At 67.3% G+C, this 22,189-nt stretch carries 19 protein-coding genes and 1 riboswitch; of the genes, 1 reads left to right on the forward strand and 18 read right to left on the reverse strand.

Translation table 11 applies throughout. The features are described 5' to 3' along the window. Positions 1 to 11: 11 nt before the first annotated feature. The 10 genes from QF777_07410 to rpsO form a co-directional block, all read right to left on the reverse strand. Positions 12 to 956, reverse strand: coding sequence for a sodium:calcium antiporter (locus tag QF777_07410; GenBank protein MDP6911379.1), 945 nt, complete (start codon positions 954 to 956; stop codon positions 12 to 14). A 77-nt stretch (positions 957 to 1,033) separates the two neighbouring features. Continuing rightward, the gene (locus QF777_07415) at positions 1,034 to 3,469 is read right to left on the reverse strand and encodes a DNA translocase FtsK (protein MDP6911380.1); all 2,436 of its coding nucleotides are present in this window, start codon (positions 3,467 to 3,469) and stop codon (positions 1,034 to 1,036) included. Positions 3,470 to 3,752: 283 nt separating this feature from the next. Then, complete coding sequence (locus QF777_07420; protein MDP6911381.1) at positions 3,753 to 5,423, reverse strand: ribonuclease J; 1,671 nt, start codon at positions 5,421 to 5,423, stop codon at positions 3,753 to 3,755. A gap of 27 nt (positions 5,424 to 5,450) precedes the next feature. After that, positions 5,451 to 6,338, reverse strand: coding sequence for a 4-hydroxy-tetrahydrodipicolinate synthase (gene dapA, locus QF777_07425; GenBank protein ID MDP6911382.1), 888 nt, complete (start codon positions 6,336 to 6,338; stop codon positions 5,451 to 5,453). A gap of 35 nt (positions 6,339 to 6,373) precedes the next feature. Then, entirely contained in the window at positions 6,374 to 7,033 is a 660-nt protein-coding gene (locus QF777_07430; GenBank protein ID MDP6911383.1) for a hypothetical protein, read from the reverse strand. Between the two features lie 5 nt (positions 7,034 to 7,038). Further along, the gene (locus tag QF777_07435; GenBank protein ID MDP6911384.1) at positions 7,039 to 7,845 is read right to left on the reverse strand and encodes an SURF1 family protein; all 807 of its coding nucleotides are present in this window, start codon (positions 7,843 to 7,845) and stop codon (positions 7,039 to 7,041) included. Positions 7,846 to 7,865: 20 nt separating this feature from the next. After that, entirely contained in the window at positions 7,866 to 8,678 is an 813-nt protein-coding gene (dapB, locus tag QF777_07440) for a 4-hydroxy-tetrahydrodipicolinate reductase (protein ID MDP6911385.1), read from the reverse strand. A gap of 85 nt (positions 8,679 to 8,763) precedes the next feature. Continuing rightward, complete coding sequence (locus tag QF777_07445; protein ID MDP6911386.1) at positions 8,764 to 9,996, reverse strand: pitrilysin family protein; 1,233 nt, start codon at positions 9,994 to 9,996, stop codon at positions 8,764 to 8,766. A gap of 81 nt (positions 9,997 to 10,077) precedes the next feature. Beyond that, positions 10,078 to 12,561, reverse strand: coding sequence for a polyribonucleotide nucleotidyltransferase (locus QF777_07450; protein ID MDP6911387.1), 2,484 nt, complete (start codon positions 12,559 to 12,561; stop codon positions 10,078 to 10,080). A 179-nt stretch (positions 12,562 to 12,740) separates the two neighbouring features. Then, positions 12,741 to 13,010, reverse strand: coding sequence for a 30S ribosomal protein S15 (rpsO, locus tag QF777_07455; protein MDP6911388.1), 270 nt, complete (start codon positions 13,008 to 13,010; stop codon positions 12,741 to 12,743). Between the two features lie 153 nt (positions 13,011 to 13,163). Between rpsO and QF777_07460 the strand changes: the two genes are divergently transcribed. Next, on the forward strand, positions 13,164 to 13,580 hold the full coding sequence (locus QF777_07460; GenBank protein ID MDP6911389.1) for a VOC family protein: 417 nt from the start codon (positions 13,164 to 13,166) through the stop codon (positions 13,578 to 13,580). A gap of 40 nt (positions 13,581 to 13,620) precedes the next feature. Here QF777_07460 and ribH read toward each other — a convergent pair whose 3' ends face one another. The 8 genes from ribH to infB all read right to left on the reverse strand — a co-directional run bounded on the left by ribH (position 13,621) and on the right by infB (position 21,421). Continuing rightward, positions 13,621 to 14,088, reverse strand: coding sequence for a 6,7-dimethyl-8-ribityllumazine synthase (gene ribH / locus QF777_07465; GenBank protein ID MDP6911390.1), 468 nt, complete (start codon positions 14,086 to 14,088; stop codon positions 13,621 to 13,623). Then, entirely contained in the window at positions 14,085 to 15,353 is a 1,269-nt protein-coding gene (locus tag QF777_07470; protein ID MDP6911391.1) for a bifunctional 3,4-dihydroxy-2-butanone-4-phosphate synthase/GTP cyclohydrolase II, read from the reverse strand. The genes ribH and QF777_07470 overlap by 4 nt, the downstream gene beginning before the upstream one ends. Beyond that, entirely contained in the window at positions 15,353 to 16,012 is a 660-nt protein-coding gene (locus QF777_07475; GenBank protein MDP6911392.1) for a riboflavin synthase, read from the reverse strand. Before QF777_07475 ends, QF777_07470 begins: the two co-directional genes overlap by 1 nt. A gap of 154 nt (positions 16,013 to 16,166) precedes the next feature. Then, positions 16,167 to 16,330: riboswitch (FMN riboswitch) on the reverse strand. A gap of 51 nt (positions 16,331 to 16,381) precedes the next feature. Then, positions 16,382 to 17,116, reverse strand: coding sequence for a TSUP family transporter (locus tag QF777_07480; protein MDP6911393.1), 735 nt, complete (start codon positions 17,114 to 17,116; stop codon positions 16,382 to 16,384). A 13-nt stretch (positions 17,117 to 17,129) separates the two neighbouring features. Continuing rightward, positions 17,130 to 18,110, reverse strand: a complete 981-nt coding sequence (locus QF777_07485; protein ID MDP6911394.1) for a bifunctional riboflavin kinase/FAD synthetase — start codon at positions 18,108 to 18,110, stop codon at positions 17,130 to 17,132. A gap of 82 nt (positions 18,111 to 18,192) precedes the next feature. Further along, positions 18,193 to 19,119: a tRNA pseudouridine(55) synthase TruB gene (gene truB, locus QF777_07490; GenBank protein ID MDP6911395.1), complete on the reverse strand. Its 927-nt coding sequence runs from the start codon at positions 19,117 to 19,119 to the stop codon at positions 18,193 to 18,195. 2 nt (positions 19,120 to 19,121) lie between these two features. Further along, positions 19,122 to 19,589 carry a 30S ribosome-binding factor RbfA gene (gene rbfA / locus QF777_07495; protein MDP6911396.1) on the reverse strand — a complete coding sequence of 156 codons (468 nt, stop codon included), beginning with the start codon at positions 19,587 to 19,589 and terminating at the stop codon, positions 19,122 to 19,124. Between the two features lie 8 nt (positions 19,590 to 19,597). Then, complete coding sequence (gene infB, locus QF777_07500; protein ID MDP6911397.1) at positions 19,598 to 21,421, reverse strand: translation initiation factor IF-2; 1,824 nt, start codon at positions 21,419 to 21,421, stop codon at positions 19,598 to 19,600. Between the last annotated feature and the right edge of the window lie 768 nt (positions 21,422 to 22,189).

A 22,189-nucleotide genomic window follows, 5' to 3' on the forward strand; every position in this document is an offset into this window, starting at 1 on the left:
GATGCGGACCATCAGGTCGTGGACTGGATCGCGAAGACGACCATCAATCCCAAGTAGCCGGCTAACAGGGCTGCGCCTTCGGCCCGCTCGATCCGGCGGCTGCGAATGGGGAGGAGAAACGCCATGACGACCATCACGGCCCCGACCATGGCCACCGGACCCCAGCGCCGTAGCCACGGGTCGCCCAGCACTCCGTCTCCGGCCAGGAACAGGCCGGCACCTACGGCCAGGCTGTTGAACACGTTGGAGCCCAGCAAACTGCCCAGTATGAGGCTGGCCTCGTTGCGTCGGGCGGCAGCCACCACGGTCACCAACTCGGGCAGTGACGTGCCGAAGGCCACGATGGAGAGGCCCACGAATCCGCCTTGGAGTCCGAACTGGTCGGCCAACTCAGTAGCCGACCAGACGACGGCCTGAGCGGTCACCAGGGTCACCAGCAGGCTGCCCACCGTCCAGCACCAGGCGGCCGCCGTGGATCCCACCGGCGATAAGGCAGGTGGGGCCAGGTCGTCGGTGTCGATCACGAACATCAGGTAGACGGCCACCAGAACGCCAACGACCAGTACGGGACCGTGCCACCACGACCCCTGGACCTGGACGAGTAGCGCGAAGCCGAGCATCGCCGCCACACACACTCCAGCCCTGCGCTTGGTTCCCTCTGGGATGTCGATCGGCCGGATCAGAGCGCCGATGCCCAGCACCAGGGTGAGGTTGGCAATATTAGATCCGACGATATTGCCTAGGCCGAGGTCCATCTGACCCTGCCCTGCGGCCACCGTAGACACGACTAGTTCGGGGGCGCTGGTGCCGAATCCGAGGACCACGGCACCGATCACCAGAGGTGAGATCTGGAGGCGAACGGCGATCGACGACGCACCGGACACGAACCGATCGGCGGCCAACATCAACAGTTTCATGCCTCCGGCCAGCACGACGATGGCAAGCAGGACGTCCACGTATCGAGGGTACTAAACCTCCCCCGCTGCCGGGCTCGACGAGAGGGGCAACCGGGCCACGACGGGACCCGTAGGAACTAGTAGCCCTGCTCCTGGAGGTCAGTGAGTTCTTCGGGGGCGATCAGAACCTCCCGGGCCTTGGAGCCGATGGACGGTCCGACCACGCCAGCCTCCTCCATGAGGTCCATGAGGCGCCCGGCCCGGGCGAACCCGACCCGTAGCTTGCGTTGCAGCATCGAAGTGGACCCCAACTGGCTGGTTACCACGAGGCGTCGGGCCTCCTCGAACAGTTCGTCGTCGTTGCCGGAATCGGCCCCGGTGGCCGTCGGACGAGAGGAGTCGGTGGTGATGTCTTCTAGGGGCGGCATAGACGTGCCAGCAGGCCATTTCGCCGCCGGGGATGCCGGCACGCTGGCCGGATCGATGGGCGCAGCAGCGGTAGCTGTGTCGCCGGTCGAGTCCATCAGTGCACCGGTGACCGGATCGGTGGCCGCCTCGGCGGCCGACCGCGCCTGGGCCACCCAGGACTCCACGATCTGACGGATCTCGTTCTCATCCACCCAGGCACCTTGGATTCGTTGGGCCACACTCGAACTGGGGCCCAGGAGGAGCATGTCGCCCCTTCCCACCAGACGCTCGGCGCCCGGCTGGTCCAAGATGACCCGGCTGTCGGCCAGGCTGGACACGGCGAAGGCCAGCCGCGCCGGGATGTTGGCCTTAATGACGCCGGTGATGACGTTGACCGATGGACGCTGGGTGGCCACCACGAGGTGGATGCCCACGGCCCGGGCCATCTGGGCCAGCCGGGTGATGGAGTCCTCGACGTCGCGGGCCGCCACCATCATCAGGTCAGCCAGCTCGTCGACCACCACGAGGATGAACGGCAGGCGCTGGTACGACACCGACTCGCCGTCCTCGTCGGCGAGGCCCAACGGGGCCTTCAGGTCGCCCCGGTCGTAGGCAGCGTTGTAGCCCCCGATGTCACGAAAGCCGCAATCCGAGAGCAGGTCGTAGCGGCGCTCCATCTCCTTGACGGCCCAGTGCAGTGCGTTGGCCGCCTTGCGGGGGTCGGTCACCGGTGCGGTCAGAAGGTGGGGCACGCCCTCGTACTGGCCCATCTCAACTCGCTTGGGATCCACGAGGATCATCCGCACCTGGTCCGGCGTGGAACGCATCAGCACCGAAGTGATGAGTGAGTTGATGCACGACGACTTGCCCGCGCCGGTAGCCCCGGCGATGAGAAGATGAGGCATGGTCGAGAGGTTCAGTAGTACCGAGCGGCCGCTGATGTCGCGCCCGATGCCCACCTCAAGGGGATGGCGGGCCTTAGCAGCCTCGGGTGAGGTGAGGATGTCTCCGAGGGCCACCACCACCCGGTCCTCGTTGGGTACCTCGATGCCGATGGCCTGCTGGCCGGGGATGGGGGCCAGGATCCGGACGTCGGCGGCGGCCAGCGCATAGGCGATGTCCTTGTGGAGACTGGTGATCCGGGCCACCTTGACGCCCTCGCCCAACTGCAGGGCGTAGCGGGTGACGGTGGGGCCCACGGTCATCTCTGACAGGCGGGTCTCGACGCCGTGCGCCGCCAGAGCCTCCTGTAGGCGCAACCCGCGCTCCTCGACGACCTTGGCGTCCACGTCGTGGGTTTCGCTGCGTGACAGGTAGCCGGCGGTCGGGAGTCGCCACGTCGAATCGGCGATGGCCGGACCTAGCTCGATGGTCAGCTGCTCGCTGCCGTCGGTGCCCTTCGTCCGGGCCTTGCGTTTCTTGGCCTTAGCCGGGGCGCGTTCCGGCGCGGGACCGGTGGCGGTCGTCGGCGCCGGCTCCACGGGCGGTACTGGCTCCGGCTCGGCGACCGGAACCGGTGGTCGGCGATCGCCCATCCCTCCGACGGGTGGCGGCCCGTGACCGCCGGGGGGCGTGAGGAGGTTGCGAAGCCAGGTTCGGAGGCCCCGAACTGCGGGACGGAGACCGGCCACCATGCCCCGCGTCGCATGGCGAGCCGTGAAAGCCACCCCCTTGGCAGCACCACGGGCTGCCTGTCGTGCCGTAGTCCGGGTGATGACTGCGGCGGCCACAAGGCCCACACCGATCAGCACCAGCAGGGCACCCCACGTCGCCACCACGGCTTCGAGGCCACCGCCGATGCCCACGCCAACCAGACCACCCGCACGACCCAGGCCGTCGGCGCCGTCGTCGAGACCCGGGCGATCCCGGGCGATGTGGAGAATACCGGTCACCGACACCACGGCCATGACCAGCCCGACGGGAAGCCGTCGGGAGATCTCGCCGAACTCACTGCGTTCACGGAACATGGCCAGACCGGTGCCCACCATGGCCACGGGCAGCAGGACACGAGTCGAACCGACCGACCAGCCGAGGCCCGAGTCGAGGAGACGACCGAAGACACCGGCCCGCTCTAGATAGACCGAGAGGCCCGTCAGGAGGCCACCGACCACCAGCAGGAGCCCGAGGATCTCATCGCCCCGCCCACCGAAGGCGGCCCGGGCCATGCGCCGCACGGTGGACTCGCGGGGCTCTCCGTCCCCACGCCTGCGGCCGACCGGCCGTTCCAGCGCCGTTTTCGGCTTCCGTTCAGTGGGTTCAGCCGAGGAGGCGCCGCGGCCGGACACTGCCGCACGAGCGCCCTTCACCCGCTCGGATCCCTTCGGGGAATCCGCAGTAGGCGACTTCGAATCCGGGCGCGCGGGACGTCTGGCCATCGATTTCGACGGTACCACCGGGGCGTGACAACCCTGGGGCAGGAACCGTTACCTGAACCACCCATTGGAGGGTTCAGCGGACCTCGACGATGGGCACGAGCGTCGGCTTGCGGCCCGTCTTCCGGGACACCAGTTGTCCAGTGGCCCGCCGGGTGAGACGACTCAACTCGTGGGCGTCCCGGTTCCCGTCGGCCAACGGCCCGGCCAGCGCCTCGGTCACCTCGCTCACCACCTGACCGTGCCAGTCCTCCCGGACCGCTGGCTCCACCCAACCCCGACTCTCGACCATCGGCGGCTCGGCCAGGCGACCCTTCCGACCGTCCACCAGCACCCGGATCAGGACGAACCCTTCGCCGGAAATGGCCCGTCGCTCCTCCAACAGGTCGACCGACACCGGCCGGCCCGCCTCGTCGACCATCACGTAGCCGTCGGGTACCCGCCCCGCATGAGCCACACCCTCACCGGTCAGCTTCACCCGGTCACCGTCGGTGCACCGAAGCACCCGGTCCTCGTCCATCCCTCGACTGAGGGCCAACTCGTGGTGGGCCACGAGATGGGAGTACTCCCCGTGAACCGGGATGAACAGATCGGGATCGGCCACGTCGTGCAGGGCCAGCAGTTCGTCAGCCTTGCCATGGCCGGTGGTATGCACGCCGAGTTGGCCGCTGTGGACCAGCCGGGCTCCCCGGCGGGCCAGCGAGTTATGCAGTCGGGCCACCGCTGCCTCGTTACCGGGAATGGGGTGCGACGAGAACACCACAGTGTCGGTGTCGCCCACCGTCACGAACCGGTGGCGCCCTTGTCCCATCAGGTTCAATGCGGCCCGCGACTCGCCCTGGGAGCCGGTACACACGATGCAGGTGCGGGCCGGGTCCAGGTCGTCCAGATCGCTGTCCCGGGCCAGCATCTTGTCGGAGATGTTCAACAACCCCAGCTCACGGGCCAGCGTCGTGTTACGGACCATCGACGGCCCCATGACAACCAGCTTGCGGCTCGTAGCCGCCGCGGCGTCGGCCACCTGCTGGATGCGATGCACATGGCTCGAGAACGCTCCGATGATGATACGGCGGCCCTCGTTCTCGTCGAACACCCGACGTAGCACCGGACCAACGGTCGACTCCGACGTCGACGATCCGGCAGAACCGGCATTGGTCGAGTCGGCCAAAAGCAGGCGGATGCCACCGTCGGCGGCGATCTCGCGAACCCGATCCAGATCGGTGACCCGGCCGTCGATGGGCGTCGGGTCCAACTTGAAATCACTCGAGTGGAGAATGTTCCCCTGGGGCGTATGGAACACCGTCATCAGCCCGCTGGGCGTGGAGTGAGTGACGGGCAGGAACTCGCAGTCGAAGGGACCGATGGGCAGACGGTCGTAGTCGCCCAACGGAATTAGATCGGGCACGGGCACGCCGGCGAACTTCAACTTGCCGCGTACCATCCCGAGAGTGAACGGCGAACCGTAGATGGGCAGGGTGGCGCCCCGCTCGCCGAGGGCCCGGAGCAGGTACGGCAATCCACCGATGTGGTCCTCGTGGGCATGGGTCACCACGCAGGCCTCAAGACGGTCAGCCCGCTCCAGTAGCCAGCCGAAGTCGGGCAGCACGGCGTCGACGCCGGGCATGTCGTCGGGAAAGAGTTGGCCGCAGTCGAGCATCACGATGCGGCCGTGGGCCTCGAGGGCCGCGCAGTTGCGGCCGATCTCGCCGAGGCCGCCGAGAAACGTCAGATGTACGGGTGCTGCCATGGGGAAGATTCTCGGGAGGTAGTTGAATCAGGTCCGACCGAGGCCGGCCAAGACCTGGCGGGCGAGGTCCTGAAGGCCCTCGGGCTCGGGACCCATGGGGGGACGACAGTCTCCTCCGGGCAGGCCCAGGACCTTCATCATGGCCTTGGCCGGTAGAGGGTTGGGCTTCAGGTCACCGGACTCGAAGTCCCACGACTCGACGAGCCGCTGGTTGGTTTCGGTCGCCCGGGCCACGTCGCCGGAGAAGAAAGCATCCATCATGACCACCGTCTCGGGTGTCGCCCAGTGCGAGGCCACGCTGACCACGCCAACGGCGCCGACGGCCAGCAGAGCCAGCGTCAGTGCGTCCTCACCGCTGTAGATCTCGAAACCGTCCGGTGCAGCGGCGGCCAACCGGGCCGTCTCGGCCACGTCGCCGGCCGCGTCCTTCACGGCCACCACGTTGACCACGTCGTCAGCCAACTGGAGGATGGTGGCGTTGTCGATCTTGCGTCCCGAGCGGGGTGGGATGTCATAGAGCATCACCGGCAGGTCGGTGGCCCCGGCAACAGCCGTGAAGTGGTGCAACAGCCCCAACTGGGACGGGCGGTTGTAGTACGGGGTGACGGTGAGTATGGCGTCAGCGCCGGCCTCGGTGCAGCGCTCCGTAAGCTCCACGGCGGCTGCCGTGTCGTTGCTGCCCGCCCCAGCGATCACGTGGCAGTCCACGGCGCCTGACACGGCCTCCACGAGAGCGATCTGCTCGTCGTGGGTGAGCGTCGGCGACTCCCCGGTAGTGCCGGCCAGCACCAGACCGTCGTTGCCTTGTTCGACCAGCCAACGGGCCAGCTCGACGGCACCGCCGAGGTCCAGCTCGCCGTGGGCGTCAAAAGGCGTGATCATGGCGGTGACGACCCGCCCGAACCTGGGTTCCATCGTGTGTTCCCTTCCGGTCCTGTACAGCCCGGCGCTCAGCCGACCTGCTCGCGGGCTCGCTCGATGCCGAGCGTGGCCAGCAGGTTCTCGTGCAGTTCGAACCAGACCGTGTGGTACGAGTCGATCATCGGTCGGGTGAACCACTCCGCCTCGCCAACCCGCACACGGGCTAGGGCTTCGGCGAAACGCTCGCCGTACCCGTCGAAGCGGGCCAATACCTCTGCCAGACCACCGCACACCTCGCGCATGACGTCATCGGCCTCACCCAGTCGGGCCACCACGGCCGCATCGTGGACGGCATCCGCATGGTCGTTCACGATGGGATCGCCATCCGGCGCGTCGGGATCAGGACGCAACTGCCAGTCGGTGCATAACCCCAGGAAGCCCTGGTTGAGCTCCAGGAAGTCGCGGTAGGCGGCCTCGACGGCCGGACGGACTCCGGTGGCCTCCAACTCGGCGGCCAGCAGGGACTCGCCGTAAGCGCGCCCCTCAGGAGTCAGCATCCAGCCCGACATCCGACCCTCACGGTGACGGGCATGACCGGCGTCGGCCAGCCCGGCCAGCATGGCGTCGACTACGTCGGCGTCCAGGCCGGTGGCGGCGACCACCGCCTCCGCGTCCACGAAACCCTTCACCCGGAGAGCTTGTACGACCATCAGGTCAGGGGAACTGGTGTGGGACCCGACTGCAGACATGGTGGTCACGCTACCGGCGCGTCCCATTCGGGAACGGATCGGTTCGATCGGCTTCCCGAATGGCTGGCGAGCCGGAGCAGGACCAACGGGTACCCGAGGATCCCGATGATCGAGAAGACGAACCACTGGACGGCATAGGAGCGATGGGAGCCGTCTCCCACGTCGACCACCGGCACCGGGGCCGGCCAGGTGCCGACACCAGTCGACTCGGCGGCCCGTAGCCACAAGGGGGCCAACGTGGTATCCCAGCGCGTCGCCAGCGCCTCCCGGTCAATGCGGTCCACCTCGCCGCCGTGACCCCGCTCGCCGGCCCGGAATAGGTCCAACGAACCGGTGAGGACGACCTCTCCGGCATCTGGAGCCCAGACGCTCGGATCGCCCGCCACCTGGACCTGGCGCGGCACGAATCCCCGATCTACGACCAGTCCCCCAGCCGGGCCTACATCCGAAGCAGCGCCGAGGCTGGCTCTGTCGACCAGGAGGAGCGACACGGCATGGACTCCGGGCACCCCGTCCCTTGAACGATTGGCCAGCAGAACCTCGCGGTCGGTGTCCCACACCCCGGTGACGATGACCCGCACGAAACGAAGGTCGGCGGGATCGGTGCCCGCGGCGATCGACGTCAGGACCTCAACCAGGGGAAGCACCGGTTCGGCGGCCCGAACCGACACCGAGGCGTTGTAGGCCTGCCGACCGTCGAGACGGCGGAGCTGCCAGAAGCCCATGTTGACAGTAGCCACCAACAGCCCGGCCACCAGCAGGTGCGAAACGATCCACGCCGGCCGTAGCAGGCGACGGCTACCCGGATCCACGGTCGGAACTCCGGCTCAGATCAGAGGCCCAGGAGGGCATCCAGGCCGAGGGTCACGCCGCGGACCTCGGCGATGCGTCGGACGGCCAGCACCACGCCGGGCATGAACGAGGCTCGATCGGTGGTGTCGTGCCGGATGGTCAGGGTCTGCCCGGTGGTTCCCAGCACAACCTCCTGGTCGGCAACGGCGCCGCGCATGCGGAGGCTGTGGATGTGGATGTCCGCCGGCCCGACCCCGCCACGGGCCCCCGGCACCACCTCGCGGGTGGTCGGATCGGGCGCCCATTCTGCGGAGGATGCGGCCATTCGCTCGGCGGTGGCCACCGCTGTCCCAGACGGGGCATCGACCTTGCCGTCATGGTGGGTCTCGATGATCTCCGCTGTGTCGAACCATGGAGCGGCCATCTCGGCGAAACGCATCATGAGCACCGCACCAATGGCGAAGTTGGGGGCCACCACGCAGTTGCTCGTGGTGAAAGCGCAGCGCAGAGCAGTCAGGTCGTCGTCACCTAGGCCGCTGGTACCGACCACGGCGTGCACCCCGGCAGCGGCTAGCACGGGGAGGGTGACCCGGCTGGCCTCGGCCACCGTGAAGTCGATCACCACGTCAAGGCCCTTATTGGACAGACCCGTATCGGCCGGTGCTGCGAGCAGCGCATCAACATCAGCCACCACGGTGACACCGTGGACGTCGGTACCCACCGACGACGGGTCAGCGGCCGCGGCCAGCATCAGACCCTCGGCATCGTGCACAGCATCAGCTACGGCGCGGCCCATACGTCCGGCCACGCCAAGTACCCCGACGCGGATCAGCCCGGCATCGGTCGTTCCCATGGATCCGAGGCTATCGGTCGCCGACCCGCCGCTCTGGAAGCGTTTCCACCTCAGCCCCATCCTTCGAGACCAGGACATCACCCGTTCAGGCAGTGGGTCCGACCTCGGCCACCACGGCGTCGGGGGCCAGAACCTCGGCCAGCACGGTGTTGACCTCGTCAAGGGTCACGGCCCGCAGGATCTCGACGTACTCATCCAGCGGGACCACCCGACCCAGAAGACTCTGGCTGGCACCCAGACGCGACATCCGGCTGCCCGAACCCTCGAGGCCCAGCAGGAGCGAACCTTCGAATCCATCGCGGGCAATGGACAGTTCAGCATCGGTAATGCCGTGGGCCGCCACCTCGCCTACCTCGTGGGCCACCACACGCTTGAGCTCGTCGGACCGCTCAGGTGCCGTACCGGCGTACACCGACACCACGCCGGCGTCCGAGTAGGCGGCCATTGACGAAAACACGCTGTAGGCCAGCCCGTGTTCCTCGCGCACCGTCTGGAACAGGCGACTGGACAGTCCCCCACCCAGCACGTGTACGCCAATGGCCAGCGCGTGCCTTCGCGGATCCTTGCGGTCCAGGCCCCGCCAACCCCAGGCCACGTGGTCGGCCTCGGTCGGACGGCTGATACGTCGAGCCGTCACCGCTGGTACTGCCGGCTTGGTTCGTTCCGGCGTCAAACCACCGGTCCGACCGGCGAACGCCTCACCTACCTGAGACACGAGCGCCTCATGATCAACAGCGCCAGCGGCGGCCACCACCAGATTGGGGGCGCGGTACCAGTGGTCGTGGAACCCGGCGATGTCATCTCGACTCAGCGCTCCCACCGATGCCTCCGAACCCAGAACCTCCCGGCCCAACGTATGGTCGGGAAACAGCGCCTCGTAGAGCAGGTCGAAGACGACGTCATCTGGGTCGTCGGCCGCCAGGTGGATCTCTTCGAGGATCACCTGCCGTTCAGTCTCAACGTCGGAAGCCCGTAGGGCGGGCTCACGCAGCACGTCGGCCAACAGGGCCACGGCGGTTTCCTGGCCACCCACCGGAAGACGGGCGTAATACGCCGTGTATTCCTTGGTGGTGAAGGCATTCATCTCGCCGCCGGTGGCGTCCACCAGCTCGGCAATGGCCCGCGCCGAGCGGTCCTCGGTGCCCTTGAACAGCAGGTGCTCCAGAAAGTGCGAAGTACCGGCCAGTGCCGGATCCTCGTCACGGCCACCGACGCCCACCCACACGCCGACCGAGACCGAGTGGGCGTCCGGCATGTGCTCGGACACCACACCCGGTCCATCGGTCGGACCGTGTTCGGGCAGGCTCAGTTCGACCACCGAACCGGTGGTCGTGTCGGCACCACGAGGGCGCCGGGGGTCAACGGGTCCGTCGTGCAGGACGGACCGACGATCCGGTGCTTAGCGGCGGCGTCGACGGCCACCGCCGCCGCCGCCACCGCGGTTGGTCGGGGCGGCGGCGCCCAGGTCGCCGTGGACCGTCTCGAGTTCAGCCTTAAAGGCGTCCTCAAAGCTGGCCACGACCGGAGCGTCATCGTCGTCGAACGAATCGTCCTCATCGAAGTTGTCGCCGCCGCCGGCGTAGTCGCCGTCGTTCACGTCGTCCTCGAAAGAGTCGACCGGAGCGTCATCGTCGTCGGACGAATCGTCCTGGTCCGGCGCAGTCGCGGGGGCGTCGGAGCCACCCGCAGCCTCGTCCTTTGACGATGCTGCGGGACCGTCGCCGGCCGGCTTGAGTGAGATCTTCCCATTGGGATCGACGTCCTCGACGATCACCGTCAGGGGCTGACCCAGCTCCAGAACGTCCTCCACCTTGTCGATACGCTTGCCGGCACCAAGTTTGGAGATGTGCACGAGGCCGTCACGGCCCGGGAGGATGCTGACGAAGGCACCAAACTTGGTGATGTTCACCACGCGGCCCTCGTAAACGGCGCCGACCTCGGCGGTCGGCGGATCCACGATCAGCATGACCTGGCGCTTGGCCTCAGCCACCTTGGCCCGGTCCGGCGAGGCGATCGACACGATGCCGACCATCCCGTCGTCGTCCACGCTGATGTCGGCACCCGTCTCGGCCTGGATGGTGTTGATCATCTTGCCCTTAGGGCCGATGACCTCACCGATCTTCTCGACCGGGATCTCGAAGGCCTCAATCTTCGGGGCGCTCTCGCCGACGTCGTCGCGCGGGGCGGGAATGGCGTCGGCCATGACCTCGAGGATGGCCAGACGGGCTTCCTTGGCCTGGTTCAGCGCGGCAGCCAGGACGTCGGCGGGAATGCCGTCGATCTTGGTGTCGAGCTGAAGGGCGGTCACGAACTCAGCCGTGCCTGCCACCTTGAAGTCCATGTCGCCGAATGCGTCCTCCGCTCCGAGAATGTCGGTGAGGGTGACATACTCGCCGTCCTTGCAGATGAGGCCCATGGCGATACCTGCCACCGGGGCCTTGATCGGTACGCCGGCGTCCATCATCGAGAGGCTCGACGAACACACCGAACCCATCGAGCTGGAGCCGTTGGAGGCCAGAACCTCCGACACCAGACGCAGCGTGTAGGGGAACTCCTCGAAGCTCGGGATGATCGGGAACAGGGCACGCTCGGCGAGCGCACCGTGGCCGATCTCACGACGCTTCGGACCCCGCATGAAACCGGTCTCACCGGTCGAGAAGGGCGGAAAGTTGTAGTGGTGCATAAACCGCTTGCGGTCGATCGGGTCGATGCCGTCGATCATCTGGTCCATGCGGCCGGTGCCCAGGGTGGTGAAGTTCAGCACCTGGGTCTCGCCCCTCTGGAACAGGCCGGATCCATGCGCCGTGGGGACGATCGCCACCTCCGACGAGACTGGCCGGAGGTCGCCCGTGCCGCGCCCGTCGATACGAACACCTTCGGTGAGGATGCGTGACCGCACCAGCTCCTTGGTGACCGCCCGGATGGCTCCACCGATCTGACGATCGGCGTTGTCCACGTCGGCGAACTGCGGAAGCAGCTCGGCGATCAGCTCAGCCTTGAGGGCCGCCTCGGCGGTGCCGCGCTCAGCCTTGTCGGCAATGGTCTGGGTCGCGGCGATCCGCTCGGCACCAGCGGCCTCGACCGCGGTGAACACCTCATCGGAATAGTCGCTCGAGACCTCGTAGGCCATGATCTCGGGTGCACCCACCGCGGCCACCATCTCCAGCTGGAGCTCGATGACCTCACGGATGTACTGCTTGGAGAAGTCCAGGCCACTGGCCAGGACAGCCTCGTCGACCATCGGGGCGCCGGCCTCGTAGACGTCGCAGGTGGCCTCGGTGCCACCGGCCTCGACCATCATGACCGCGACGTCGCCGTCGTCGAGCAGACGACCGGCGACCACCATCTCGAAGGCGGACTCGCTGCCCTCTTCGTAGGTCGGATGGGCAATCCACTCGCCGGCGGCCGACCAGGCGATGCGCACCGCGCCGACCGGACCATCGAACGGGATGCCCGACAGCATGAGGGCTGCCGAGGCGCCGTTCAGGGCCAGGACGTCGTGGGGGTTCTCCATGTCGGCGCCCACCACGGTGCCCACGATGTGGACCTCGTTGCGGAACCCATCGGGGAACATCGGCCGCAACGGGCGGTCGATCAGGCGACAGGTCAGAATCGCCGACTCGGGCGCCCGACCTTCACGACGGAAGAACGAGCCGGGGATCTTGCCCGCCGCGTACATCCGCTCTTCAATGTCGACCGTCAGGGGAAAGAAGTCCGCCCCGGGACGGGGGGACTTGGCGCCGGTGGCGGTCACCAGCACCGTTGAACGGCCGATCTTGGCCAATACGGATCCGCCGGCCAGAGGGGCCATTCGGCCCGTCTCGAACGACATGGTCTTTTCGGTCCCGCTGAATGTGCGGGAAACCGTGGTTGCTTCAGTCATGTTCTCTCTTCTCGTAGACCATCCGGAACGACTCCGGACGGTTCGATGGCCGCGGATGCGGCACGTTGGGGAGTGGGCGCGGCGCGCCGTCCCCGTTCATCGATCTGGTTGTCGGTCCCGTGGATCCGGTCCCCGACGCGACTCGGGTGGCCCGTAGGCCACTCGAAATCTGATTCGACCTAACGGCGCAGGCCCAACTTGGCGATGATCGCCCGGTAGCGCTCGACGTCGTTCTTCTTAACGTAGTCGAGCATCCGCCGGCGGCGACCCACCAGCATCAACAGGCCTCGCCGACTGTGATGATCCTTCTTGTGGACCTTCAGGTGATCGGTGAGATGGTTGATGCGGTCGCTCAGGAGTGCGATCTGCACCTCGGGAGAACCGGTGTCACTCTCGTGCAACCGGTTCGTCTCAATGGTGGCGCCCTTGGGAGGCAGGTTGGTCGGCATCGGAACCTCGGGTATCGGACCCGGCCTCATGGCACGCTGTGCGTCGCCTGAAGCCATACGGAGGGTCGGAGTTCTTCGATTCCGACCCTGGACGACCCCGGTCGGGTCCTCCACGGAGAAACAGGGTACCGGCGCGGTAGGTATTCTCACCCTATGAGTGCACGGTTCACCCACTTGGCACTGCCGTCCCACGACCTGGACGCCACCGTTGCATGGTACGAAACCCATACGCCGATGCGGGCCTTCCATCGGCGGACCGACCCGGACGCCGAGGTGGCGTGGTTGGCCGAGGACGATAACGCTGTGGGGATCGTGGTTGTCCAGACGTTGGAGGACCACAAAGCCGGTCAGCCTCTTCCCATCCTGACCCCGTTCGCCCACCTGGGCTTCGACGTGGACTCACCCGGAGAGGTCGACCAAGCGGCCGAACTGGGGCGAGCGTCGGGTTGTCTGCACTGGGAGCCAGCGAACCACCCACCGCCGGTCGGCTACCTCTGTGCGGTGACCGATCCCGACGGCAACGTGGTCGAGTTCAGCTTCGGCCAGGGCTTGGGCGCGGTTGGCGACTGACGACCATCCCCGGTTCCCGAACCCGATCAGGAGTCGATCTTCAGGAGCCCAGCGCGGCGAGTAGGCGGGCCATCTCGACGGCGGCATCCGCGCAGTCGGCACCCTTGTCGCCCCGGTCCACGTCAGCCCGCTCCATGGCCTGCTCCACCGTGTCGGTGGTCAGCACCCCAAACACCACCGGCACACCGGTGTCGTGTCCGGTTCGCATGATTCCCGAGGCGGTCTCACCGGCCACATAGTCGAAGTGTGGCGTCTCGCCGCGGATCACCGCACCGAGGCACACCACGGCGTCGTAGCGACCTGACTCGGCCATAGCCCGGGCCGCTAGAGGTACCTCGAAGGCGCCAGCCACCCATGCCAGATCGATGTCGTCGTCAGCCACGCCGAGGCCCGTCAGGCGGGCATGCGCACCCGATACCAGGCTGTTGGACACGAAGTCGTTGAATCGGCCGGCCACGATCCCGACCTTCAGTCCTGTGCCGTCCAGCGGCGCATCGATGACCCTCACGACGCGCTCCCCTGCTCCGCTTCCTCAATGCCGTCCGGAGTGCCGTTCTTCGCAGAACCGCCCTCCGGGGAAATGCTGTGACCGAGCCGATCCCGCTTGGTCTCCAGATACCGGACGTTTTCCGGGTTGGGGTCCGTGTCCAGTGGGACCCGGCCAGTGATCTCCAGGCCGTAGCCCTCTAGACCGCCGTACTTGGCCGGGTTGTTGGTCATCAAACGCATGTGGGTAAGACCCAGATCGGACAACATCTGGGCACCCACGCCGTACTCCCGGGAGTCGACGGGGAGGCCCTGACTGAGGTTGGCGTCCACGGTGTCGAGGCCCTCGTCCTGGAGCCCGTAGGCCCGCAGCTTGTGGCCGATACCGATGCCCCGCCCCTCATGACCCCGCAGGTAGGCAATCACCCCGATTCCTTCGGCGCCGATCTGGGCCAGTGCGGCATCCAACTGTGATCCGCAGTCGCAACGCAATGACCCCAGGAGGTCGCCGGTCAGGCACTCGGAGTGCACCCGCACCAGCGGCGCCTCCACCGAGGCGAGGTCACCCAGCACGTAGGCCACGTGCTCCTCGTCGTCCAGCAGCGACACGTAGGCGTGCGCCGTGAACTCGCCGTACTTCGTGGGAATGCGTGCCGATCCGAAGTGCTCGACCAGTTTCTCGTGGCGACGACGATGGCGGATCAGGTCGGCAATGGAGATGAAATGGAGACCGTGTTCTGCCGCGAAGACCTCCAGGTCGGGCACCCGGGCCATGGTCCCGTCGTCGTTCACGATCTCGCACAGCACGCCAACCGGCTGGCAGTCGGCCAGGGCACACAGGTCGACGGCGGCCTCGGTATGACCGGCACGCTTGAGCACCCCGCCGGCCCGGGCCCGCAATGGAAAGATGTGGCCGGGGCGGGCGAACTCGGTACGCAGCCGGGACCCGTCGGCGAGGGCCGCCACGGTGGCCGAGCGATCCGACGCCGAGATGCCCGTAGAGGTGCCCTCCACCAGGTCGACCGACACGGTGAACGCGGTGCGCATCGACTCGGTGTTGTCGAGCACCATCAATGGCAGATCGAGCATGTCGGCCCGCTCGTTTGACATCGGGGCGCAGATCACGCCCGACGTGTGCCGGATCATGAACGCCATCTTCTCGGGCGTCATGGCGTCGGCCGCGATGATGAGGTCGCCCTCGTTCTCACGGTCCTCGTCGTCGACGACGACCAGGAACTCGCCACGTGCATAAGCCTCGATGGCGTCTTCGATGCTGGACAGCGGCATCAGTCGCCTCCATTCTCTTCGGGGGTCGAAATATCTTCAGGTACGGGAATGCGCCCGGCGGCCAGCAGGCCGGCCACGTAGCGGGCAATGACGTCGGCCTCGACGTTGCACCGGTCACCGGGCGACCGGCCACCGAACGTCGTGACCTCCAGGGTGTGCGGGATGAGCGCCACGTCAAAGGTGGCCCCCTCGACAGACGGATTCCCGACCGATGCCACGGTGAGGCTGGTGCCGTCGAGCGTCACCGAACCTTTCTCCACGATCTGGCCGGCCAGTTCGCCGGGCAGACGGAAAGTCAGCCGGCGTGAACCGTCGGACTGGTCGGCCACAGCTACCACGTCGGTGACCGTGTCGACGTGGCCCTGGACCACGTGGCCACCGAACCGTCCGTCAGCAGCCAGCGGGCGCTCCAGGTTGACCCTGTCACCGGTCGACAGGTCGCCGACCGTGGTGCGGTCCAACGTCTCGGGCACGGCATCCACGGCGAACCAGTCGTCGCCCCATTCGACTACCGTCAGACAGCAGCCGTTGACGGCAATGGAGGCACCGAGGGTCACGTCATCGAGCACTGTCGCAGCGTCGACCACGAGGCGTCGCCCGTCGCCGACAGCGTCGACAGATCGGAGGGTGCCGAGTTCCTCGATGATTCCGGTGAACATCTGTACCGTGCGCTCCCGTCTTGTCGTGGCCCATCTCAGGGCAGGCCCTTATCTCGGGGCAGGTCGGGAGCCGACGGGACCCGGCCGACGAGACAGGACCTGACACCCGGCGCCCGAAGGTCACCGGGTCGGTCCACGGCGTCGCCACCGCATCCGACGTCCTCTCCCATCCGGACTCTGACCGTCGGCCCAGGACTCGCACCTGATCGGCCCTACCAGCTGTCCTCCGGGGAGGAACGTTCGGTGGGGTTCGCGGGCTGCGTCGACCGAAGCCGACTCACCGCCGGTCGGGACTTTCACCCAACCCCGAGGACTCTGTTGTGCCGGGCATCGTATCCGCGTGTCAGTCGATGCCCAGCAGGCGGGCTATCAGTACAGGCCCAGCAGACGGCCAGCCATGGCCAGCACGGCAACGGTCAGAACGGGCCGCACCACCCGTTCTCCACCGGCCACGGTGATCCGGGCACCAAGCGCACCCCCCACCCCGAACCCGGCAGCCAACACCAGTGCCGGCTGCCAGTCCACGAGGCTCCCGGCGATGAACACCGGGAGCGCAGTGCACGTCACCGCGAGGACGACCAGCACCTTCACGCTGTTGGCCACCACCACGTCGAGGCCCGACCGCGACAGGGCCAGCACCATCAGGAGACCGATACCCGCCTGGAAGGCGCCCGCATAGAGTCCGACGCCGAAGAAGACGACGGCGGCCACCGGCCCCGACCACGGACGTGTCGCGACTTGCACCTTGGGCGGTCGAAGCGACAGCAGGAGCAACGGGATCATGATGATGCCGAAGACCCGTTCGAACGCCTCGGCGTCGACTCTCGAGATCAGCAGGGACCCGGTCAGTGAACCGATGACGACCGGCACCAGCACCGGCACCACCCGGCTGAGGCCCGACACCCCCTGACGGCGAAAGGCCTCGGCGGCCGAGACGTTCGATGTCAGGATCCCTACCCGATTGGTCCCGTTAGCCACATCGCCCGGGACGCCGGTCAGAATCAACAGCGGGACGGTGAGCAGCGAGCCGCCCCCGGCAATGGTGTTCACGCAGCCCGCAAACAGGCCGCCGACTACCAACAGCACCACGTCCAGTACGTCCACCGGGGCCGTCCAATCAGGCCAGGGCGGAGCGGGTGTCGACCACGTCCCGGTGGAGCTGGTCCACGAGGGCGTCGACGCCGTCGAAGGTCCGCTGGCCACGGAGGTGGGCTACGAACCGCACACGAGCCTCCTCGCCGTAAAGGTCGGGGCCGCCATCACCCGTGTCGCTCGCTTCCGTCGGATTGGCGTCAAGCAGGTGGGCCTCCAGCAGGCGGGCTCCATCGTCGTAGAAATGCGGTCGGGTGCCCAACGAGATCGCTGTTGCGTGTACGGATCCGTCGGGCCGCTCGTACCAGCCGGCGTATACGCCGTCCTCGGGTAACAGCATCGCCGGGTCGACCCGGACGTTGGCTGTCGGGAAGCCGAGTTCGCGACCCCGGCGGTCGCCGCCACCCACCGGGCCCCGGATCTCGTACGGGCGGCCCAGCATGGCGTTGGCCCGCTCTAGGTCGCCTCGCGACAGAGCCCGTCGGATGAACGTGGACGACACCTGTTCGTGGTCTCGGGTCGGCTGCCCATCGAGGCCGACCAGGCCCATACCCAGCACCTCGAAGCCCAACTCCTCTCCCAGCTCTCGGAGGAGGGCCACGTTGCCTTGCCGCTGGTGTCCGAAGTGGAAGTCCTCCCCCACTACGACAAGGCCGGCGCCCACACAGCCGACCAGCACGTGTCGCACGAACTCGTCGGCTGACTCCAAGGCCAGGTCCTCGTCGAAGGGGACGACCATTGTCAGATCCACTCCGGTCATGGCCAACTGCTCGAGCTTCTGCTGCGGGTCGGTCAGGAGTAGTGGCGCCGATTCGGGGCGGACGACGCTGGCCGGATGGCGGTCGAAGGTGACCACCGCTGAGGCCATGGACCGCTCAGCAGCCAGGCCACGAACCCTGGCGATCACCTGCCGATGCCCGGCGTGGACTCCGTCGTAGGCGCCGATGGTCAGAGCGGTGCGCGGCGCATCGGCGGGATGGGGAGCGAGCTCCGTTCGGATCTCCACGGCGGTGAGGCTAGCCACCGACCTCCGGCCAGCCGGGACCGGCCCACTGGATTGCCCAGCGGGTAGCGGGTGAAATACCTGGTCAGGAAGTGGGCGCCAGCACCATGATGGGCTTCACCCGCCCGGGCCGGTCGCCGTGGGGTCCGTACACGGCCAACAGGCTCCCGTCGGGGCCAAGCACCGGCCACGGACCATCCACATCGAGCCCCGCTGAGCCCAGGCCAAGCGCCTCGGCGTCCATGGGCCTGCCATACGAGATGTCGACGGCCGTGGCTTCATCGACCACCACGGCGGGGAGGTCGCGGAAGGCCTCGGCCATGGGGAGTAGCACCGGTGACTCCAGGGGATGGGCCTCGGCGAGGGTGAAGGGCCCGACCGCGGTGCGCCTCAGTTTCCGGAGATGAGCACCCCCGCCGAGCGCCTCGCCCAGATCGGCAGCCAGTGTCCGGACGTACGTTCCTGATGAGCAGGTCACGACGACGTCGTAGACGCCTGGCTCATCGGCCGGGGTCACATCGAATCGGTGCACGGTGACCGGGCGGGGTGCACGTTCCACCTCGCCACCTTCCCGGGCGATCTCATGGAGTCGTCGCCCCCCCACTTTGACGGCCGAGACCATCGGTGGAATCTGCTCGATGTCCCCCACGAATCGTGTGGCGGCGTCGGCCACCTCGGCTGGGGTGACCGCCACCATGTCGAAGGTGGCCGTCACATCGCCCGACGAGTCCAACGTGGACGTCGACGCACCCAGGACGACCTGACCGGTGTATTCCTTGCCCAGCGCAGTCAGGAATCTGAGCAACCGGGTGGCCCGGCCCACGCCGAGCACCAGGACGCCGGTGGCGTCAGGATCCAGAGTGCCGGAATGGCCGATCTTGCGCGTGCCCAGCACGCCACGGGACTTGGCCACCACATCGTGGCTGGTCCAGCCGGCCTCCTTGTCGATGACCGCCAGACCTTCCGGGGCTGGCTTACCAGAGGCCTGTCTCCCAGAAATGGGCCCCCCCATGGTCACTCTTCCTCGGAAGGGTCGCCTTCGGGTGACTGTTCCCCAGCTATGGCGGCTGCCTCCATGGCTGCGGCATCCATGGCGTCGGTGGCGGTGGTCGGTCCGATCCCGCGCAGGATCTCCTCGATGCGGTCGGCCGAGCGGGCGGTGTCGTCGACCACAAAGGTCAACGGCGGAACCCGTCGCACCCGAGCCTGGTCACCGATGGCCCGCTGCAGCCGGGGCCGATGGTCGGCCATGGCTTCCAGGAGCTCGGCATCGTCGATGTCGGCCGTGAGGAACACCCGGGCGATGCTCAGGTCCTGGTCGGTCTCCACACCGGTGATGGTCACGAAACCGAGACGGTCGTCGTCGATTCGTTCCAACTCGCCGGCCAGGATGCGGACCAGCAGCTCGTTGAGCCGATCGGTTCGCTGGTAGCCACGGGTCGAACCACCGAAGCGAGGTCGACGCTGTGCGCTTCGTCCCATGATCGGCCCTAGGTGCGGGCGATCTCCCGTTCCTCGAACGTTTCGATCACGTCGCCGTCCTTCAGGTCCTGATAGTCCGAGAGCCCAATACCGCACTCGTAGCCGGACTGGACCTCGCGGACGTCTTCCTTGAAGCGACGCAACGAGCTGATCTCGCCTTTCCAGATGATCGTTCCCTCTCGCAGGAAACGAACCTTGGAACCACGGGTGATCGTTCCGTTGGTGACGTAGCAACCGGCGATCTTGCCGATCCGCGGCACCGAGAAGATCTCACGGACCTCGGCGTCGCCGGTCACGACCTCCTCGAACTTCGGGGCGAGCATGCCGAGCATGGCAGCCTCAATGTCCTCGATCAGCTTGTAGATGATCTCGTAGGAGCGGATCTCGACGCCCTCGGCCTCGGCCATCTCTCGTGCCTTACGTTCCGGGCGGACGTTAAAGCCGATGATGGTGGCGTTGGACGTGGCGGCCAACTGGATGTCGTTCTCGGTGATACGACCGACCGCCCTGTGCACGAAGGCCAACCGGACGTCCTCGCGCTCAAGTTTGCGGAGGCTCCCGGTGACGGCCTCCAACGAGCCGTTCACGTCAGCCTTCACGATCAGGTTCAGCGTCGCCGCCTCGCCCTTCTGGATCTGTTCGAAGATGTCCTCGAGTCGGGCGCCTCCGGACAGGGCGTGGGCGTCACGACCGATGTTGGCCTGACGACGCCAGTGGCCCCGCTTGTCGGCCACCCGGCCGGCGACCTTCTCGTTGGGCGCCACCACGAAGCCTTCACCGGCATCGGCGACGTCAGACAGGCCTAGTACCTGCACGGGTGCGGACGGGCCGGCCTCCTTGACCGGGCGGCCCTGATCGTCGACGAGGGCTCGCACGCGACCCCATGCCGCGCCGGCCACCAGGGGGTCTCCCACCTTAAGGGTGCCCCGTTGGACCAGCACGGTGGCCACCGGGCCCCGCCCGATGTCAAGGAAGGACTCCAGCACCACGCCCTGGGATCGACCGTCGGGATCGGCACGGAGGTCCTCGACCTCGGCTATCACGTTCAGGTTGTCCAGGAGGTCGTCGACTCCCAGGTTCTCCAGCGCTGAGACCTCGACGCAGATCGTGTCACCGCCCCACGACTCGGGCACCAGGTCGTGTTCTGCTAGCTGGCCCAGGACCTTCTGGGGGTCGGCGTTCTCGCGGTCGATCTTGTTGACGGCCACGATGATCGGTACGTCGGCGACCCGGGCGTGATTCAACGCCTCGATGGTCTGGGGCATGACGCCGTCATCGGCGGCGACCACCAGGACCACGATGTCAGTTGAACCGGCACCACGGGCTCGCATGGCGGTAAACGCCTCGTGGCCCGGGGTGTCAATGAACGTCAGGGACTTGCCGTCCCGATCCACCTGGTAGGCGCCGATGTGCTGGGTGATACCGCCGGCCTCGTCGTCGACGACGTTGGCGCTGCGAATCTGATCCAGGAGCTTGGTCTTGCCGTGGTCGACGTGCCCCATCACGGTGATGACCGGTGGACGGATCGGTGCCTCGTCATCATCGAAGTCATCCACGATGTCGAGCAGTTTGAGGAGTTCGACCTCCTGCTCTTCACCGGGGTCGACCATGCGGATCTCAGCGCCCAATTCGGCGGCGAACAGTTCGATCATGTCGTCGGACAGTGACTGGGTAGCGGTCACCATCTCGCCCTGCTGCATGAGGAACCGGACGACGTCGGCCGCCGTGCGGTTCATCTTCGGACCGAGATCCAACGCGGTACAGGCACGTTCGACGACGATCTCGCCCTCGGGCACTGCGGTGTCATCTGGCGTGTAGGACGGCACGTCCATCGGCTGGAGTTCTTCGCGACGGCGACGACGACGACCCTTTCGACGCGGGGGGCGACGCCCACCGGGACCGCCACCGGGACCACCCGGACGGCCACCGGGACCACCGCCGGGACCACCAGGACGGCCACCGGGACCACCGCCGGGACCACCAGGACGGGCCGGGCCACCGCCGGCACCGGGAACGGATTCACGGGGACCGCCACCCATTGGTGGACGTCGGCCCACCGGTGGCGGACCGGTACGACGGCCGGGGGGACCGCCTGTCGGACCACCGGCCGGCTCAGCAGTAGAACGACCACCCAGGCCGGGAGGCGGCGGAATTGGCTTGCCCGACGAGGAAACCGGTGGGCCGGGAGGCGGCGGAATCGGCTTCCCGGACGAAGAGAGTGGAGGGGTTGAACCGACGGGTGGCACGACGGGCGCGTTCGGATCGGCCACCTTCGCAGCGAGATCAGGGACGGCCGGGTCAGAGATCCCCGAACGATCGTCCGCGTCGACCGTCGGCGTCGCTGTCGGGGCCGACTCGGGGGCGGGCTCTCCCTCGACAGTCCTCTTGGTCGGGGCCGAGGATCCGCTGGACGAGATGACTCGTCGGGGTTCTTCTGTCTCGAAGGGCGTCTTAGGTTCTGGTTCAGTCGCCGTCTCAAGAACGGGGTCGGGCTCAGGGGTCGGTTCGGGCTCAGGGGTCGGTTCGGGCTCAGGGGTCGGCTCGGGCTCAGGGGTCGGCTCGGGCTCAGGGGTCGGCTCGGGCTCAGGGGTCGGCTCGGG

Source organism: Acidimicrobiales bacterium, from assembly GCA_030747595.1.
Classification (GTDB): domain Bacteria; phylum Actinomycetota; class Acidimicrobiia; order Acidimicrobiales; family MedAcidi-G1; genus UBA9410.